Below are 16,143 nucleotides of genomic sequence, written 5' to 3' on the forward strand. Positions count from 1 at the left end.
AATAGGGTTTAAGCTTTAAAACTGGGGCGCTCTTTAAGTTGTTCACGCCACCTGATTAGGTGAGAGTGCTTGGACGGATCGGGTCGAAGGTTTTGAACTTTGCCGAAATCCAGTCCGCAAACCATGCTGATATCGGCCACTGAAAAATAGTCACCAACCAGGTATTCATGGTCTGAAAAGTGATTGTCGAGGGTATCCATAAACTTCAGGGCTCGTTTGCCTGAATCCTCACCAAATTCGGGGTAAACATTCATCCGATCCTTAAAGAAACCGGAAACGTGCTGGAAACACATCCCGACAGGAAACATAAGGTTAAAGTCGGCACGGCGATTCCACATTTCCACCAGTGCTTTTTCCTTGGGGGTGCGGCCGAAGAGTGGTGGCTCTGGGTGTAGCTCCTCAAAATAACGCTGAATGGCCACTGATTCCGCAATGTAAGTGCCGTCATCCAGCTCCATTACGGGTACTTTTTTATTGATATCTTTGCTTCGAAACTCTGAGCTAAGATTTTCCCCTTTTGTAATATCTATTCCGACATATTCTGCATCTAACCCCTTTTCTGCCATAAACATGCGAACACGTCGACAGTTTGGTGCTGCTGAGAACTCATAGATTTTCATAGAGGCTTCCTCTCGCCTGGGTAATTGCGTAGATTGTGCGATCTTGGTAAAGGACGTTAAGAATCTAAAAGAGATCTACTGGGGACGACAATGACAACAAAGACCAACCGAAGCTACTTTGTCAACCGCGCAGCCGCCGTGGCTTTGTCGGTATTTGCCGGGCTTTTTAGTTTACAGGCTGGGGCGGAGAGCACCGCAATTTACGCTGGCAAATTATTTGATAGCAGTAATGGAAAATTATTGGAAGACCGCACCATTCATATTGTCGATGGACGGGTTGAGTCCGTGCAGAAAGGGTTTGCCAAGCGCGATCGAGAGCGCTTGGTCGACTTGAGAGAATATACGGTATTACCGGGTTTGATGGATATGCACAGCCATCTCACTTACGAGTTTGGGCCGCGTGCTTATATGGAGTCTTTCAGTTGGAATACTGCCGATTTTACCTTGCGCGGCGTGGATGCTGCTCATCGCACTCTGCAGGCTGGATTTACCACGATTCGAAATCTTGGTGATCACGACAATGTGACTGTGAGTTTACGTAATGCAATCAACAAAGGCCTGGTGGAAGGTCCGCGTATTTATACGGCGGCAAAGACAATCGCAACTACCGGTGGGCACGCTGACCCCACTAATGGGCTCAGGCAGGACTTGATGGGGAACCCTGGTCCGGTGGATGGTGTTATTGATGGGCCTATCAGCGCGCGCAAAGCGATTCGTCAGCGCTATAAGGACGGCGCTGATCTGATCAAGATCACAGCGACTGGTGGGGTCTTGAGTGTGGCAAAGAGCGGCCAGAACCCTCAATTTATGCAGGATGAGCTGGAGGCAATTGTTGAGGCTGCTAAGGACTATGGTTTCACAGTTGCAGTACATGCCCACGGTAAGGAGGGAATGATTCGCGCAATTCGCGCTGGAGTGGACTCCATTGAACACGGCACCTATATGGATAATGAAGTGATGGACCTGATGCGCCGTAACAACACCTGGTTTGTGCCGACTCTAATGGCTGGCGAGTGGGTGACAGAAAAATCGGCGATCGAAGGCTTCCTGCCGGACCTGGTGCGCCCGAAAGCTGCGACAATGGGGCCTTTAATGCAGGACACTTTTAGTCGCGCTCACAAGCGCGGAGTAAAAATTGCATTTGGAACCGATACCGGTGTTACCCGTCATGGCGATAATGCCCGTGAATTCTTATTGATGGTGCAGGGTGGAATGAGCCCGGCCGATGCACTGCGTTCAGCGACTTGGAACGCGGCCCAACTACTGCAAGTACAGGATGAGCTGGGTAGCATTAGCGAGGGCAAGATAGCTGATATTATTGCTGTGGCTGGAAATCCCTTGGAAGATATTTCGGAAATGCAACGGGTTCTGTTTGTAATGAAAGAAGGCGTTATTTACAAAGAATCCAGCGAGCTGCCAAACGATGTGTTTCTTGAGCAAGATATTAGCGGTTAGCCAGTAGGGAAGAACGGCAGTGAAACAGCAAGGCTGTTGGTGCTGTTTCACTGCTGACAAGACATTAGCTATTACGGGGCAGCAGGGAAGAATCGAAATGCACTGTGAATATATTCAAGTTCCGAATGGCCCCAAGCGCCGTGTATCCTTCCTGCCTTCGTATGTGAGTAGCTATTGCTCCGTATTAGTCTTCGAGTTCATATACCAGATCCAGATTGACGGTAAGAGTGGTTTCTCCCGGCGATATAGGGGTGGAAGCGCTGTCTGCCATCCTGGCCTTTTCAGCGAACATCATGGGGCGTGGCATACCGCCGTTGCCATTTTCTGAAATACTGACAATGCGACGCACTTTTGTACCCAGCGCTTTGGCGTACATTTCTGCACGTTCCTGGGCGTCTTCAAGGGCTTTTTCCCGGGCTTTGGCTTGAACTGGAGCAGGTTCACCAATTTCGAAGCTCGGACCGTTGATCTGGTTGGCGCCAGCGGCAGTAAGATTGTCCAAGACCTTGCCGAGTTCATCCAATTTGCGAACCTTCACGCTGACGGTATTTCGCGCGGTGTAACCAGTGATTCGGGGTTTTTTGTTTTGCTGGTACTGGTAGCGCGGAGACAGGTTAACGCCTGTGGTTTGAATATCTTTCTTGTTGATACCCGATTTTTTGATGGCGGCCATTAAAGACTCCATCTGATTGGCGTTATCGCGCATTGCCTGTTTGCTGTCCTCTGACTCGGTTACCACTCCGACAGAAATTTTTGCGATATCAGGAACCTGGCTTGCCTCCCCCCGTGCAGCGATGGATACCATGGTCCCCCGGTCTTCTGGAGCCCGCTCGTTACCACAGGCGGTGGCGAGCAGGGCGAGAAGGGAAATTACTGAAATTTTTACTGCTTTCATAACGCTTCCTTATCCATTGAGTGCTGATTGTTGCGACGAAAATGGCGCCATTATTTTATAGATTGAATTCTGAACCGCAGCTGAGCCGGTGTGCCTTTTAGGTGTTAAATATGCTCTAGCGGCGGTGGTAAAAATCACTCTGTCCTCTTAGCCCTGAAGCTTTAAGAGTTAAAAACCTGCTGGTAAGTTTCATCCTTATCGTGATAGATGGCGAATCCCAGCCTGAGAAACTGTTGTCGGCGATCACACAGAACTGCTCGAGCCTTGAGTTCTTCCTGAACCCTCTGTGAGATTTCTGGTTGTGAGCAGTTAAATGTGAAAAAGTGGCCGTGACCTTCTTCCAGATCATGACAAATCAAGTTGTTGCGATTCAAGATGGAATGGTCTGAGTTATCCATGCTATTCAGGAATCGGGTTTGCGCATTGAGAACATAGCTGTGTATTTTCTCGATGGTAATGCCTTCGCGATGGAATAAATCGAAAATAGCCAGGGCTTTGTAGAGTGTTGAATAGTCCATGGTCGCCCCGGCAAAGCGCAGCCAATTGTCGCTATATCCGACTTCTCCCGAGCGATTCTCCAGCTCAGCCATTTCTGCGAACCAGCCGGTATTTACAGGGCGCAGTGTACAGTTCGCAGGAATTGTCATAAAGCACAGGCCTTCGCCGGCGCCTAGGTACTTGTATGATCCTGCTGTAAAAAAAACCTTGTCTGCAACGGTTGAAAGATCGATTGGGCGAGCAAAAAAACCGTGATATCCGTCGATAACGAATTGTGTGTCATGCGGTTTCTGTGCCGCAACCTCCAGCAGCCGAGGAAATACCACACCGGAGTCAAAAAATACCAGGCTGGCATAGGCCAGATGGTATTCATTTTTATGTAGCTCGGTCTCAAATCTCTCTGCCAGGGTGGCGTAGGGTTCTTTAGCAACTCTCGTTACCTCTACTTGAGGAAGCTCTTCCAGACGTTGTAATTGGCGAGTAAAACTGTAGAACTCTCCGTCTGTAGTGAGAATGCGCAATGGTTTACTGGGATCGAATGAACTCAGTAGCCGATACACTAGTTCATGGGTATTTGGGGCTATAGCGATCAAGTCTGCCCTGGGTAGGTTGAGGGATTTTGCGATCGCCGCTTGCCATGAGGGTATCTTCTCCTCAAAAATTGGCCCCCATTTTTCATCGGCCAGAAGTGCTGAATCGCGCCAGTACTGCTGTACTGCATCAAGGGTAACATCGGGCCAGTAGTGGTGGGAGTGGCAAGCCATGTGCAGCATGGAAGAGGGACTGCCACTGGGCGCCTGAAGGAACTCGCGATAGAATTTTTTATACATATGCGTTTAGCTTTAAAAAGCCGATTTATTTGTTATGGGCTGATTGTAGAGCTTGGCAACAAGAAGGAGTAGAGGGTGAAGTACTTACATACCATGGTTCGCGTAACCAATCTGGATGAATCTCTGGCGTTTTACTGTGAAAAGCTGGGCCTGCAGGTCGTTAGTCGAAATGATTATGATAAAGGGCGTTTCACCCTAGTGTATCTCGCAGCCCCCGAGGATCTTGAAGCGGCCAGGGAGAATAAGGCCCCGACACTGGAACTCACTTACAATTGGGACCCGGAAAGCTACACTGGCGGGCGGAACTTCGGACACCTGGCATATCGGGTAAATGATATTTACGAGGTGTGCCAACGCATGATGGATCAGGGAGTGGTTATCAATAGACCCCCGAGAGACGGCCATATGGCATTTCTTCGCTCCCCAGATGGGATTTCCATTGAGTTGCTGCAAAGTGGAGAGCCTCTCCCACCACAGGAGCCCTGGATGTCTATGGAAAATCAGGGTGAGTGGTAGTCCGGGATAGTTGAAACCTGAGATAAATTCTGACGGCCAAGAAAAAGAGAAAGTGAGTGAAAAATACCAGTTGTATTCTACTGGCCGGAGAGACGGCTGCGCGGCGCATACGTGAAGAGGGATTGTCCCAGAGGCAATTTTCGACGCTGGTCGGCGCTTCCGGCGGTCCCAAGTGGCTGGTGATTAGCCAGTTGGATCGGGTATTGATGGGGGAGTTCTTCAACGGGCGGAGCGAACCAATTGTCACCTTGGGATCATCTATCGGTAGTTTTCGCAACATGTGTTACGCAATGGCAGAGCCGCTGTCAGCACTTGAGCGATTAGAGCATCACTACATTTACCAAACCTATTCAGACAAACCTTCCCCTGAGGAGATTACTGCCGGCGGTCGCAAGATGCTACAGGCAGTGTTGGGTGCTGAAGGTGCTCGCGAGGTAGTGGAAAATCCCATTTGGCACAGCCACTTTGTGGCGGTCAGGGGCAGGGGGCCACTGGCCAGTGAAAACAAGGCACTGTTGGCGCCGGCATTACTCGCCTCGGCACTGGCAAATGCTGTATCCCGCAACAGCCTGAGCGCTTTTTGGGAGCGGGTGGTTTTTCATTCGCAAGAGTCGGCAGGCATTCACTTCCAGAACCTGAGCACCGAAAATATTCCGCTGACCGAGCAGAATACCTGTGCTGCTGTACTGGCCAGTGGCTGTATCCCTTTGGTTATGACAGGGGTGCAGACACCGGAGGGAGCTCCACAGGGTAATTATCGCGATGGCGGTATCACCGATTACCACTTTGATCTGCGCTTCCGCCACCCCCAGGGCCTAGTGCTCTACCCGCACTTTTTCCACTATATGGTGCCCGGCTGGTTTGATAAAGGGCTCTCCTGGCGACGGGTTCGCGGAGATGCCATGCAATCCACTCTGGTTGTGGCTCCTTCGCCCAAATTCGTTGCCTCCTTGCCCTATGGCAAAATTCCAGACCGCAATGATTTCTACAAGCTCGACCGTGAAGACCGTTTGAAGTACTGGGGGCGGGTGGTTGATCTCAGTCGCCGGGTGGCAGATGATTTTTATGAAATTTGGCAAAGTGGCCGGGCAACTGAACATCTAATTGAGGTGGGTGCGGAGGATGTCCCTCATATGTTGGAGCAGGTCAGGGCAGCATAGGTATGGTGCAGGAATTTAACAGTCCCCAGGAAGAGTACCGCACAACTCAGGAGAGGGTTTATTTTCAGGTGCGGGATGCCATTCTGCGGGGAAAGTTTTTGCCGGGTAGGGCGATTACTATTCGGGGCCTGGCCTCGGAGCTTAATTGCAGTCCAATGCCGGTTCGCGAAGCGTTGCGTCGCCTGACCTCGGAGCGGGCCCTTGAGCTGTCAGATACCCGCCGGGTCAGGGTGCCGACAATGACCCCGGAAAAACTGGCAGAGATTTGTGCCGCTCGCGTGGCCCTGGAGTGTCAGGCCGCTGAACAGGCACTGCCATTGGTGGGGGATGTTGAATTAGCGCAACTTCGGGAGTTGGATGAGCGTGTAACTGAAGCTCTCTCCCAGAAAGACATCGAGCGCTATGTAACCACCAACCTGGAATTTCACTTTACCCTTTATCGCCTGGGGCAGCCCCATATCATCCTGTCCCTGATCGAGAGCCTGTGGCTACAGACTGCTCCACTCCAGCATCTGGTTTTCCAGCGCTTTGGCGTGCAGGAGTTGCCGGATCGGCATCAGGATCTGCTTGAAGCCATTGCCAGTAAAGATGAGTTGAAGGTGCGCAAAGCCATTCAGCAGGATATTGAAGAGGGGCTCGGCTCTATCTCTGCAGAGGAGCTGCTGTAGCGGCTCCTCCCCCCCAGTTGACCATTTAGTTTCCACTTTTTCTCCTCGCACTGGCGCAATTCGACCTTATGTTTTCGGTAAGGGCAGATAGACCTTGCGCTTCTGTCGATGGCCCCACTAGAATGTGATCACAAATTAGTGGTAACGATTTGGCCTTTTGAGCCCGATTGGTGGGCGCTGAGCAAGGCCTGTGAAAGCCAGGAGAGAAATATGAACAAGACTGAGCTGCAGCAACACGACCGTGAGCACCTGCTACACCCATTTACTGACTTCCATGACTTGGGCCAGCAGGGGACCCGTGTGATTACCAGCGCCGAGGGCGCTTACATCACCGATATTGATGGCAACAAAATGCTTGATGGTATGTCAGGCCTCTGGTGTTGCAACCTCGGCTACAGCCGCAAAGAAATCAGCAATGCGATCTACGAGCAGCTGAATACCCTGCCTTTCTATAACAGCTTCTTCCAGTGCACTACGGTGCCCTCGATTGAACTGGCCGACGCCCTGGCTGAAGTGACCCCGGCGCATATGAACAATGTGTTCTTCACGGGTTCCGGTTCCGAGGCAAATGATACTAACCTGCGCCTCATCCGCCGTTTCTGGGATATCCAGGAAAAGCCGGAGAAGCGCATCGTTATTTCCCGTAAGAATGGCTATCACGGCTCTACCATTGCCGGTGCCAGCCTGGGTGGTATGAGCGGTATGCACAAGCAATTCCAGCCGCTCGACTACATTGAGTACGTACAGCAGCCCTACTGGTTTGGTGAGGGCGGCGATATGTCTCCGGAGGAGTTTGGTATCCAAGCGGCTCGCAGCCTGGATGAGAAAATTCAGGAGCTGGGCCCGGATAATGTTGCGGCGTTTATCGCTGAGCCAATCCAGGGGGCTGGTGGCGTAATTATCCCGCCGGAAACCTACTGGCCGGAAGTCAAGAAGGTGCTGGACCAGTACGACATTCTGCTGGTGATGGATGAAGTGATTTTTGGTTTCGGTCGTACCGGTGAGTGGTTCGGTGCCGACTATTACGGCATGAAGCCCGACCTGATGACTTTCGCCAAAGCAGTAACCAACGGTTACTTCCCCCTGGGCGGTACCATGGTGAGTGATCGTGTCGCTGAGGTGATCAAAACCAAAGGTGGCGAGTTTACCCACGGTTACACCTACTCCGCGCATCCGGCTGCCTGTATGGCAGGTCTGGCAACTATCAATATTCTGCGCAACGAGAAGATTATCGAGAATGTCCGCGATGTAACCGGCCCCTACCTGTCCAAGCGCTGGGCTGAACTGGCGGAGCATCCGATCGTTGGCGAAACCCGCAGTTTGGGTATGGTCGGTGCCTTGGAGCTGGTAAAAGATAAGGCTAGCCGCGCTCGTTTTGATGATGACTGCACCGCTGGTGCGGTATGTCGTGACCTGAGTATCAAGCACGGTTTAGTGATGCGCGCCGTTGGCGATGCCATGGTTATCGCACCACCGCTGATTATGTCCACTGAACAGGTCGATGAGCTAGTAGAAAAAGCGCACCGCGCCCTGGACGACACTGCTAAAGCACTGGCGTAACATAGCGGCAAGATACTCTGTTGCAGAGGCGGTCTGATACCCCGTTTTTCATGATTTGAATGGAAAAGGGATGCCGGGCCGTCTCTGCGTTTAGATTGGATCACCCCAGGCACCTTATGTCTCAAGAAAAAGAATTCACTGCCCAGCCCGATCTGCTGGAGCAGTCGCAAAAATTCCTGGCAGAGCACTCGGACCTAAAGTGGATCGAAGGCTTTATGTTCGATATCAATGGCGTGCCGCGAGGGAAGTGGTTGCCGGCAGAAGCTGCGGAGAAATTGCTCAAGGGCAGTCTGCAAATGCCGCGTAGCGCGGTCTGTCTCGACATCTGGGGGCGGGATATCGAAGACAGTCCGCTGGTATTTGCCAGTGGAGACAGCGATGGCGTTTGTCTGCCGGTTTCGCCTATTAGCCTGGCGCCCTGGCATCGCGAGTCCACCGCCCAGCTGCATATGCAGTTGCATGAGGCAGATGGCTCCTCTCTCTATGCCGATCCCCGCAGCCAGTTGCAACGTGTGGTAGAGCGTCTCGGCAAACTGGGTTATACGGCCGTGTGTGCGACCGAGCTGGAATTCTATCTGCTCCGCGATGAGGTGGATCATCTGGCGCGTCCGCGCCCGGTTAGTGATAACGACGCCGAGCTGGTGCCTTCCACCGACGTTTACGATCTGTCCGAGCTCAATGCACAGCGACACTTCTTTGCCGATGTGCGAGCTGCCTGCGAGGCACAGGGTATTCCCGCAGATTCAGTATTGTCGGAGTGTGCGCCGGGACAGTTTGAAATCAACCTGTTGCACAGTGCCGATCCCGTTAAAGTGGCCGACCAAACATTACTGTTTAAGCGCTTGTTAAAAGGGGTGGCGCGCAGTCACGGCTTCCGCGTGAGTACCATGGCCAAGCCTTTCGGGGATCAGGCGGGTAACGGAATGCACGTGCATATGAGTTTGATCGACGCCAATGGGAAGAACGTTTTTGATGACGGTTCTGACACTGGCTCCGATTTACTGCGTTATGCCGCAGCAGGAATGTTGGCGACTGCCAACGATGCGATGGCGTTTTTCGCACCTCACAGCAACTCCTATCGCCGCTTCCAGGAGAGTTCTCACGCACCGCTGAATCTCTGCTGGGGCTACGATAATCGCACTACAACTTTGCGAGTGCCCGCCAGTGATCCTGTGGCGCGGCGTATCGAGCACCGTATTGCCGGGGCGGATGTAAACCCCTATCTGGTGTTAGCTGCGATTCTCACTGGTGTGTGTCATGGCATTGAGAATCAGATGGAAGCGCCTGCACCCGTGGAAGGCGATGCCTATCAGGTGGAGAGTGAGAAGTTGATCAATACCTGGAGTGGTGCACTGGAGCGCTTTGAGCAGAGCCCTTTGTGGCGCGAGTATCTTGATCCGCGCTTTGTGGAATTGTTCTCTCTGTTGAAAAGACAGGAGCAAGCAGAGATAGCTGCTCGCGTTACCGATGTTGAATACCAGAGTTATCTGCATCGGGTATAAAGATTGGCGGTGTGCTTTAGCGCCGATTGCCGTTTTAGTGAACGGCTTTCACGACAGGAGAGTTAGTGGGGGTATTTCCTCTGCTATACCTAAATTTAAGTGCGTAATGTGCTTGAAACTCTCCTCCTGAAAGTGTGTTCGAGAAATCTGGCCCGTCTTTTGGCGGGCATTTTTTTATTCTCGATTGACTTATTTCCACTTCCTGTTCGTATTAATCCCTTCTTTTAAAGTCGCCATGGCTTGAGTGTATCGAATGACACGGTGTGCGGTTGCTGGGCTTTTGTTGCTATTTTGGCTTGCGAGCACACATCCTTGGGCCAGGATACCAAGAGTGTGGACCGCTTCCGCCTAGCAGTCATTTCTCCGCCAGTGTATTCTTCCGCTTTACCAGCGAGACACCCCAGACGGTCGGCTCTTAGACGTTGGCATTCGCAGAATGTCTGTGCGAGAGCGGATAATGTTATGGGGTATAAGAATATTGCAGATGGGGAAACTATGACCGCCTTGGGAAATTGTGCAGACGGTCCAACGGCTGGCGAGACGCAGCCACTAAAAATATGCCTTTTGGGGTATCGCAGCAATCCACACAGTGGTGGTCAGGGCATCTACCTGCGCTACCTGAGTAAAGCACTGGTTGATGCTGGTCACTCCGTGGATGTTATTTCTGGTCAGCCCTACCCAGAACTCGATGAGCGCGTAAAACTCATCAAAATGCCAGGGTTGAATCTCTATGAAGTTGAGCGTCCGGCGCGGGCCTTGAAACCTCGCCACCTGCTGTCGTGGGCGGATTTTTTTGAATGGTGGAGTAAGCTTACCGGCGGTTTTGCCGAGCCTTATACCTTTGGCCGTCGGGTAAATAAATACCTGCGCAAGCACGGCAAACAATACGACATTGTTCACGATAACCAATCACTGTGCTACGGCTTGCTGGATATCGAGAAAAATGGATTGCCTGTTGTCGCGACAATTCATCACCCCATTACCCGGGATCGCCAACTGGCATTAGATGCCGCCCCCGATTGGCGTTTTCGTTTGCTGGTACGTCGCTGGCATAATTTTTTGAATATGCAGATTAAAGTATCGCGGAAGCTTCGCCATATCGTGACAGTTTCCAAGCAATCTGAGCGGGATATTATCGAGCAGTTTGGCGTAGCTCCCGAGCAGATTCACCTGATTTACAACGGTATTGATACCGAATTATTCAATCCAGGGGCAGAAAATAAGCGCTTGCCTCTGCGAATTATGACCACCGCATCGGCAGACCAGCCCCTCAAAGGTCTGCGCTTTTTATTACAGGCGTTGGCGGAATTGCGCCAGGAATATGAAAACATAGAGTTGTTGGTGGTTGGCAAATTACGCGAAGGTGGCGCCACGGAACGCTTGCTTCACGATCTGGATCTTCAGGATAGGGTTCAGTTTGTCTCCGGTATTTCTAACGAAGAACTGGTCGATAATTACCGCAAGACTACAGCGGTAGTTTGCCCATCGCTCTACGAAGGATTTGGTTTACCTGCCGGAGAGGCAATGGCATGTGGTGCTCCGGTAGTATCCAGTGACGGGGGTGCTTTGCCTGAGGTGGTTGGGGATGCAGGAATCGTGGTCCCTGCAGGAAATCACGAAGCTTTGGCCAATGCCCTGCGCCAGGTTTTATCCAGCGAAGCGCTGCGAATAGAACTCAGTGAGAAAGGTCGCCAGCGCATTGAAAATAAATTTTCCTGGAAAATCGCTGCAGAGAGTTTGGTGAAATATTACCGGGAAATTCTCGGACATACATTGGCGGAACAGCCCAGTAGTCATGAAATAGAAACTCCGAATATGCGCAGTGCGGAGGCGGCTTGATGATTACTGTAGATCCGCAGCATTTAAATCTTCGCCCTGGCCAAAAAGTCCTCGACTTGGGGTGCGGTGAAGGGCGCCATTCCATCCACTTGATGATCACCGATGAGGTTGATGTTTACGGCATTGACCTGTGTTTTGATGATGTGCGCACTGCCAGTGAGCGAGCGGAACCTTTCCGCTCTCCCGAGCATTCAAAGGGTCGCTTGCAGTTCGGAGTTGCCAATGGCCTGCAACTACCATTTGCCGATGGGAGTTTTGATGTGGTTATCTGCTCAGAGGTACTTGAGCATATCCCCGATTACAAGTCTGTCCTGGCTGAGATTAACCGGGTATTAAAGCCCTCTGGTATTTTTGCCGCGACAGTACCGTCATTTTTTCCCGAGTGGGTGTGCTGGAAACTCAGCGATGAATACCACCAGGTTGAGGGTGGGCATATCCGAATATTCCGCGAGCGCGAGCTGCGAGAGGATATTGAAAAACTGGGACACCATTATTTTGCCCGGCATAAGGCCCATGCGTTACATGCACCTTACTGGTGGTTAAAGTGTTTGTTTTGGGACAAGCCCGATTCCCGTTTGGTCTCTGCCTATCATCGCCTGTTGGTGTGGGATCTGATGAAGAAACCAGCCTTTACCCGGATTCTCGAAAAACTATTGAACCCGCTGTTGGGAAAAAGTATCGCTCTCTATTTTGTGAAACCTGCTGGTTCGACACAACGAGTAGATACGCCTCTCTCCCTGCCTGAGGGAGCTGAAGCATGAGTAAAGTTTCTGTGCCGGCAAAAGCTTCTGGTTTTTTCCCTGAAGGATTTATCCATGATAGCGCCGCCTATATTCTCTCCCAACAGCTCCCCGATGGTTCAATTCCCTGGTTTAAAGGGGGCTATGCCGACCCCTGGGATCATGTTGAAGCTGCTATGGGACTCGCCATTGCCGGAGAGTTCAGTGCTGCTGAAAATGCTTATTGCTGGTTGGCTGAGATTCAGCTGGAAGACGGCAGCTGGTGGGCCGCTTATAAAGATGGCGATATTGACAACCGGGAGCGCCGTGAAACCAATTTTGTTGCCTATGTGGCAACAGGAATTTGGCAATACTTTCTGGTTAGTAGAGACACGCTGTTTTTACAGCGCTATTGGCCGATGGTGGAGCGTGCAATCGAGTTTGTATTGCGCTTGCAAACGGAATTTGGCGAAATTCATTGGGCGGTAGATTCAGAGGACGCCCCTATGAAAGATGCCCTGATCACCGGTTGCTCTTCCATCTATAAAAGTCTGGAATGCGCAATTAATATTGCCCACCAGCTAGGGGTTGCTCGCCCTCAATGGATACTTGCCCGGGAAGCTCTGGGCGATGCGCTGCGCAATAAACCGGAGCGCTTTGATCGCACCTGGGAAAGCAAGGCGCGCTTTTCAATGGACTGGTTTTATCCCGTATTAACCGGTGCCTTTTCTGGTGAGGCAGCGCAGTTGCGTCTTCAGCAGCGCTGGGATGAGTTTGTCGTGGCCGGTTTGGGTTGTCGTTGCGTTAGTGATGAGCCCTGGGTGACGGTGGCTGAATCCTGCGAACTCACCATGTCCCTAATCGCTGCTGGCCAGCGTTCGCGGGCGGAAATTTTGTATCGCGGCTTGCACCGCTGGCAGGATAAAGATGGGGGCTACTGGACCGGTTATGTCTACCGGGATGAGGCCATCTGGCCGGAGGAAAAAACCACCTGGACTGTAGGAGCCATGCTTCTGGCTGCCGATGCACTCGCCGGATTAACGCCAGCGAGCGAGCTGTTTACATCGGTGTGCCTGCCCTCAAATACGGCGCAGGATTCCCAGGGTGTCGACAGTTTCGACGAGCTCGAATTGAGCGGAAGCCAGGGCTAGCTTATAAATATCGTAGGGCGCCTGGCCGCCATCGGCGGGGTCCGGGAAAATGTCGTGGATAGCCAGGTAGCCGCCGGGCACGATATGGCGGGACCAGCTGCGATAGTCGGTCATGGCCGCTTCCAGGGAGTGGCCGCCGTCAATAAATACGAGACCCAAAGGGGTATTCCAGCAGCGTGCAGCTGTTGCGGAGGGGGCGACGACGGGAACAACCCAGTCATCCAATTCAGCCGCGCGAATATTCGCGCGGAAAGTGCGAAAACTGTCCATTAAATTGGCTTGGCCATCAAACAGTTCGGGATCGTGATACTCCTCTCCTGGCTGGTGCTCTTCAGATCCACGATGGTGGTCTACGGCGAACAGGACGTTATCGGTCAGCTTACAGGCACTGGCCAGGTAAATTGATGATTTGCCGCAGTAGCTGCCCACTTCAAGACAGGGACCCAGTGAGCTGGCTTCAGCTGCCAGGTGGTAGAGAGCTTCCCCTTCATGGGCAGCGAGGAAACCTTTAATTGCTCGAATATCAATAGGTAGATTTAGGGACATGGGTAAACGCTTGCTATTTTTCGTGGCCGAAACACTAAACTGCCGCTAATACAAAAGCAATTGGGTTTTTACTCAAGGCTCCGAAAGTCCCAGAGAATATAAGTAGAAATTAAAATATGCGTAAGGATCACAGGCCCTATTGGCTCAAGCGACTGCAGCTGCGTTGGCGCAAATGGCGAACAGAGTATTTCCTTCTGCCGCAATTCGATGCGGTTGGGGTTGAGCCGGAAGTTATGGACCCGGGTTCTGTCCATGTTTTTGGCGGAAATGTTCGGCTCGGAAATTACCCTCACTTAATCTCCAATAACGAGAAATGTATTCGCTTTACCACTTTTGGACACAAGGGGGGAGAGGCATTTATTACTATTGGGGATTTCGTATTGATCTCTCCAGGGGTACGTATTTCTGCGGCTCAATCTATTGAAATTGGCGATGCCTGTATGGTCGCAGCCAATGTGTATATTTCCGATTCTGATTGGCATGGGCTCTACAATCGCACGCGGCCCTTCCGTTGTACCTCCCCGGTGCGCCTGGGTAACAATGTTTGGATTGGAGATAGTGCAACCATCTGCAAAGGTGTCACTATCGGTGATAATTCTGTAGTGGGAGCCGGCAGTATCGTCACCAAGGATGTCCCCGCAAATACGGTTGTTGCAGGCAATCCGGCAAAACCCATTAAATCAATTAATCCCAAGCGGCGAATGATTACCCGCGAGGCATTATTTGCCGATGCCTTTCGCCAAGCGCATAATCTGGATGAATTGGATAAGATGATGTTGGGTGGGAACACCTTATTGGGCTGGTTGCGCTCGGTATTCTTTCCCCGCCGTAGCGATTGAATGTGCAAGTATTAATAAAATGAAAAAAAGAAAAAGTATTGTCCTGATTGGAATGCCCGGCGCCGGTAAAAGTACGCTGGGGGTGTTGTTGGCAAAGGAGCTGGCACTGGGGTTTACAGATACCGATGTTCTGATCCAGTCCAGAGAGGGCAAGACTTTGCAGCAAATTATGGCTGAAAGTGACTATCTTAATCTCCGCGCCATTGAAGGGGAGGTATTAGCTGAGGCCACCCTCCCCAGTGATGTTATTGCCACTGGCGGAAGCGCAGTCTATAGCGATGAGGGTATGGCGAATCTACGCAGTCAGGGTGTGGTAGTTTTTCTTCAGTGTTCAGCGGAGGAACTGCGCCGGCGTATCCACAATTATGAAAGCCGTGGCATAGCGAAGGCGCCCGGGCAGTCTTTTGCGGACTTATTTGAAGAGCGACAGGCCCTTTACCGGCAATATGCAGAAATAACGGTGGATTGTGACAGTAAATCACTGCAGGAAACGCTTGATCATTTACTTAATGCGCTGCGGGAGCTTGCAGAGTAACCGAAATTTTCTCAGTAAGCCCCATGCGTTAAAGCAAGGGGCTTTACTTTTCACACTTTTGGCTTAAAGTGGCAGCTGGGTGGTGTACTTCACCTGCTTGAGGGCAAAAGTGGAGTTGACTGAGGCCACGTTTGGCAGGTGTACCAGGGAGCGTTTCAGTAATTGCTCATAGTGCTCCACGCTATCCACTACAACGCGCAGGACATAGTCTTTGTCTCCGCTGGTGGAATAGCACTCTACCACCTCCTGGACATCCTGAACTGCTGATTCAAAGTTGTTCAGGGATTCCTCATCGTGATTGTGGATGGTAACGTAGCAGTATACCGTGACACCCAGATCCAATTTGCGTGGGTCCAGCAAGGTAACACGGCCACGGATAATACCTTCGGCTTCCAACCGCTTGATTCTACGCCAGCAGGGAGTGTGCGAAAGACCGACTTTGTCGCCCAGCTCTGCCATGGAGTAATCTGCGTTCTCCTGCAGCGCTCGCAGAATCTTACGGTCAAAATCATCCAGGTCTGTCGAACGCTTCATAAAGACTCCTATCCTATAAAAATTATCTAAATCGAAACTTCCATCACAAATTTACGCATATTTGCGTGAATAAAGCAATGCTCTATTGCGCTTAACGAACTAGTATGACCTGACTAAACCGTTTCGGGATAGGTGCAGTGTGCCCTCAGCCGCTCTGGGACTTTGCGGCAAATATAAAAACAGGCGCATCTGACCACAGAAAACGGACTATTCGGAAGAATAATGACTAATAACTCGAACCGGGTTTCGAGAAGAATAATTAACCGGAAGTAGGTG

At 51.5% G+C, this 16,143-nt stretch carries 16 protein-coding genes; 11 read left to right on the top strand and 5 right to left on the bottom strand.

Annotated elements, in window-relative coordinates; genetic code table 11:
• Positions 1 to 8: 8 nt before the first annotated feature.
• Positions 9 to 620 carry a glutathione S-transferase family protein gene (locus tag ACJJI3_RS01060; RefSeq protein ID WP_444941186.1) on the bottom strand — a complete coding sequence of 204 codons (612 nt, stop codon included), beginning with the start codon at positions 618 to 620 and terminating at the stop codon, positions 9 to 11.
• 90 nt (positions 621 to 710) lie between these two features.
• Between ACJJI3_RS01060 and ACJJI3_RS01065 the strand changes: the two genes are divergently transcribed.
• Complete coding sequence (locus ACJJI3_RS01065) at positions 711 to 2,075, top strand: metal-dependent hydrolase family protein (protein ID WP_444941187.1); 1,365 nt, start codon at positions 711 to 713, stop codon at positions 2,073 to 2,075.
• Between the two features lie 184 nt (positions 2,076 to 2,259).
• On the opposite strand, the gene ACJJI3_RS01070 is transcribed toward ACJJI3_RS01065, so the two are convergent.
• Both ACJJI3_RS01070 and ACJJI3_RS01075 read right to left on the bottom strand, forming a co-directional pair.
• Positions 2,260 to 2,970 carry an SIMPL domain-containing protein gene (locus ACJJI3_RS01070; RefSeq protein ID WP_282932019.1) on the bottom strand — a complete coding sequence of 237 codons (711 nt, stop codon included), beginning with the start codon at positions 2,968 to 2,970 and terminating at the stop codon, positions 2,260 to 2,262.
• A 161-nt stretch (positions 2,971 to 3,131) separates the two neighbouring features.
• On the bottom strand, positions 3,132 to 4,298 hold the full coding sequence (locus tag ACJJI3_RS01075) for an aminotransferase class V-fold PLP-dependent enzyme (protein WP_444941188.1): 1,167 nt from the start codon (positions 4,296 to 4,298) through the stop codon (positions 3,132 to 3,134).
• 75 nt (positions 4,299 to 4,373) lie between these two features.
• Between ACJJI3_RS01075 and ACJJI3_RS01080 the strand changes: the two genes are divergently transcribed.
• The 8 genes from ACJJI3_RS01080 to ACJJI3_RS01115 all read left to right on the top strand — a co-directional run bounded on the left by ACJJI3_RS01080 (position 4,374) and on the right by ACJJI3_RS01115 (position 13,413).
• Positions 4,374 to 4,814 (top strand): VOC family protein, encoded by a 441-nt coding sequence (locus ACJJI3_RS01080; protein WP_444941189.1) that lies wholly within the window; start codon positions 4,374 to 4,376, stop codon positions 4,812 to 4,814.
• Between the two features lie 56 nt (positions 4,815 to 4,870).
• On the top strand, positions 4,871 to 5,974 hold the full coding sequence (locus ACJJI3_RS01085; protein WP_444941190.1) for a hypothetical protein: 1,104 nt from the start codon (positions 4,871 to 4,873) through the stop codon (positions 5,972 to 5,974).
• A gap of 2 nt (positions 5,975 to 5,976) precedes the next feature.
• Positions 5,977 to 6,642 carry a GntR family transcriptional regulator gene (locus ACJJI3_RS01090; RefSeq protein WP_444941191.1) on the top strand — a complete coding sequence of 222 codons (666 nt, stop codon included), beginning with the start codon at positions 5,977 to 5,979 and terminating at the stop codon, positions 6,640 to 6,642.
• Positions 6,643 to 6,852: 210 nt separating this feature from the next.
• Positions 6,853 to 8,202, top strand: a complete 1,350-nt coding sequence (locus ACJJI3_RS01095; RefSeq protein ID WP_444941192.1) for an aspartate aminotransferase family protein — start codon at positions 6,853 to 6,855, stop codon at positions 8,200 to 8,202.
• 116 nt (positions 8,203 to 8,318) lie between these two features.
• Positions 8,319 to 9,704 carry a glutamine synthetase family protein gene (locus ACJJI3_RS01100; RefSeq protein ID WP_444941193.1) on the top strand — a complete coding sequence of 462 codons (1,386 nt, stop codon included), beginning with the start codon at positions 8,319 to 8,321 and terminating at the stop codon, positions 9,702 to 9,704.
• A 462-nt stretch (positions 9,705 to 10,166) separates the two neighbouring features.
• The gene (locus ACJJI3_RS01105; protein WP_444941194.1) at positions 10,167 to 11,543 is read left to right on the top strand and encodes a glycosyltransferase family 4 protein; all 1,377 of its coding nucleotides are present in this window, start codon (positions 10,167 to 10,169) and stop codon (positions 11,541 to 11,543) included.
• Positions 11,543 to 12,304, top strand: coding sequence for a class I SAM-dependent methyltransferase (locus ACJJI3_RS01110; protein WP_444941195.1), 762 nt, complete (start codon positions 11,543 to 11,545; stop codon positions 12,302 to 12,304). The genes ACJJI3_RS01105 and ACJJI3_RS01110 overlap by 1 nt, the downstream gene beginning before the upstream one ends.
• A complete protein-coding gene (locus ACJJI3_RS01115; RefSeq protein ID WP_444941196.1) occupies positions 12,301 to 13,413 on the top strand; it encodes a prenyltransferase/squalene oxidase repeat-containing protein in 1,113 nt (370 codons plus the stop codon). Before ACJJI3_RS01110 ends, ACJJI3_RS01115 begins: the two co-directional genes overlap by 4 nt.
• Here ACJJI3_RS01115 and ACJJI3_RS01120 read toward each other — a convergent pair.
• On the bottom strand, positions 13,342 to 13,959 hold the full coding sequence (locus ACJJI3_RS01120; RefSeq protein WP_282932028.1) for a class I SAM-dependent methyltransferase: 618 nt from the start codon (positions 13,957 to 13,959) through the stop codon (positions 13,342 to 13,344). The genes ACJJI3_RS01115 and ACJJI3_RS01120 overlap by 72 nt on opposite strands.
• Before the next feature lie 116 nt (positions 13,960 to 14,075).
• Between ACJJI3_RS01120 and ACJJI3_RS01125 the strand changes: the two genes are divergently transcribed.
• On the top strand, positions 14,076 to 14,798 hold the full coding sequence (locus tag ACJJI3_RS01125) for an acyltransferase (RefSeq protein WP_444941197.1): 723 nt from the start codon (positions 14,076 to 14,078) through the stop codon (positions 14,796 to 14,798).
• A gap of 19 nt (positions 14,799 to 14,817) precedes the next feature.
• On the top strand, positions 14,818 to 15,333 hold the full coding sequence (locus tag ACJJI3_RS01130; RefSeq protein WP_444907744.1) for a shikimate kinase: 516 nt from the start codon (positions 14,818 to 14,820) through the stop codon (positions 15,331 to 15,333).
• A 63-nt stretch (positions 15,334 to 15,396) separates the two neighbouring features.
• Here the strand turns inward: ACJJI3_RS01130 and ACJJI3_RS01135 are convergent, their stop codons facing one another.
• Complete coding sequence (locus tag ACJJI3_RS01135; protein ID WP_020413378.1) at positions 15,397 to 15,867, bottom strand: Lrp/AsnC family transcriptional regulator; 471 nt, start codon at positions 15,865 to 15,867, stop codon at positions 15,397 to 15,399.
• Between the last annotated feature and the right edge of the window lie 276 nt (positions 15,868 to 16,143).

The sequence above is a fragment of the Microbulbifer maximicatervae (SeqCode) genome, assembly GCF_052466985.1.

Coding starts and splice junctions, on each gene's coding strand:
- ACJJI3_RS01125 (WP_444941197.1), top strand. CDS start 14,076: ATGCGTAAGGATCACAGGCCCTATTGGCTCAAGCGACTGCAGCTGCGT.
- ACJJI3_RS01120 (WP_282932028.1), bottom strand. CDS start 13,959: ATGTCCCTAAATCTACCTATTGATATTCGAGCAATTAAAGGTTTCCTC.
- ACJJI3_RS01060 (WP_444941186.1), bottom strand. CDS start 620: ATGAAAATCTATGAGTTCTCAGCAGCACCAAACTGTCGACGTGTTCGC.
- ACJJI3_RS01135 (WP_020413378.1), bottom strand. CDS start 15,867: ATGAAGCGTTCGACAGACCTGGATGATTTTGACCGTAAGATTCTGCGA.
- ACJJI3_RS01065 (WP_444941187.1), top strand. CDS start 711: ATGACAACAAAGACCAACCGAAGCTACTTTGTCAACCGCGCAGCCGCC.
- ACJJI3_RS01115 (WP_444941196.1), top strand. CDS start 12,301: ATGAGTAAAGTTTCTGTGCCGGCAAAAGCTTCTGGTTTTTTCCCTGAA.
- ACJJI3_RS01090 (WP_444941191.1), top strand. CDS start 5,977: ATGGTGCAGGAATTTAACAGTCCCCAGGAAGAGTACCGCACAACTCAG.
- ACJJI3_RS01070 (WP_282932019.1), bottom strand. CDS start 2,970: ATGAAAGCAGTAAAAATTTCAGTAATTTCCCTTCTCGCCCTGCTCGCC.
- ACJJI3_RS01095 (WP_444941192.1), top strand. CDS start 6,853: ATGAACAAGACTGAGCTGCAGCAACACGACCGTGAGCACCTGCTACAC.
- ACJJI3_RS01105 (WP_444941194.1), top strand. CDS start 10,167: ATGGGGTATAAGAATATTGCAGATGGGGAAACTATGACCGCCTTGGGA.
- ACJJI3_RS01130 (WP_444907744.1), top strand. CDS start 14,818: ATGAAAAAAAGAAAAAGTATTGTCCTGATTGGAATGCCCGGCGCCGGT.
- ACJJI3_RS01075 (WP_444941188.1), bottom strand. CDS start 4,298: ATGTATAAAAAATTCTATCGCGAGTTCCTTCAGGCGCCCAGTGGCAGT.
- ACJJI3_RS01110 (WP_444941195.1), top strand. CDS start 11,543: ATGATTACTGTAGATCCGCAGCATTTAAATCTTCGCCCTGGCCAAAAA.
- ACJJI3_RS01100 (WP_444941193.1), top strand. CDS start 8,319: ATGTCTCAAGAAAAAGAATTCACTGCCCAGCCCGATCTGCTGGAGCAG.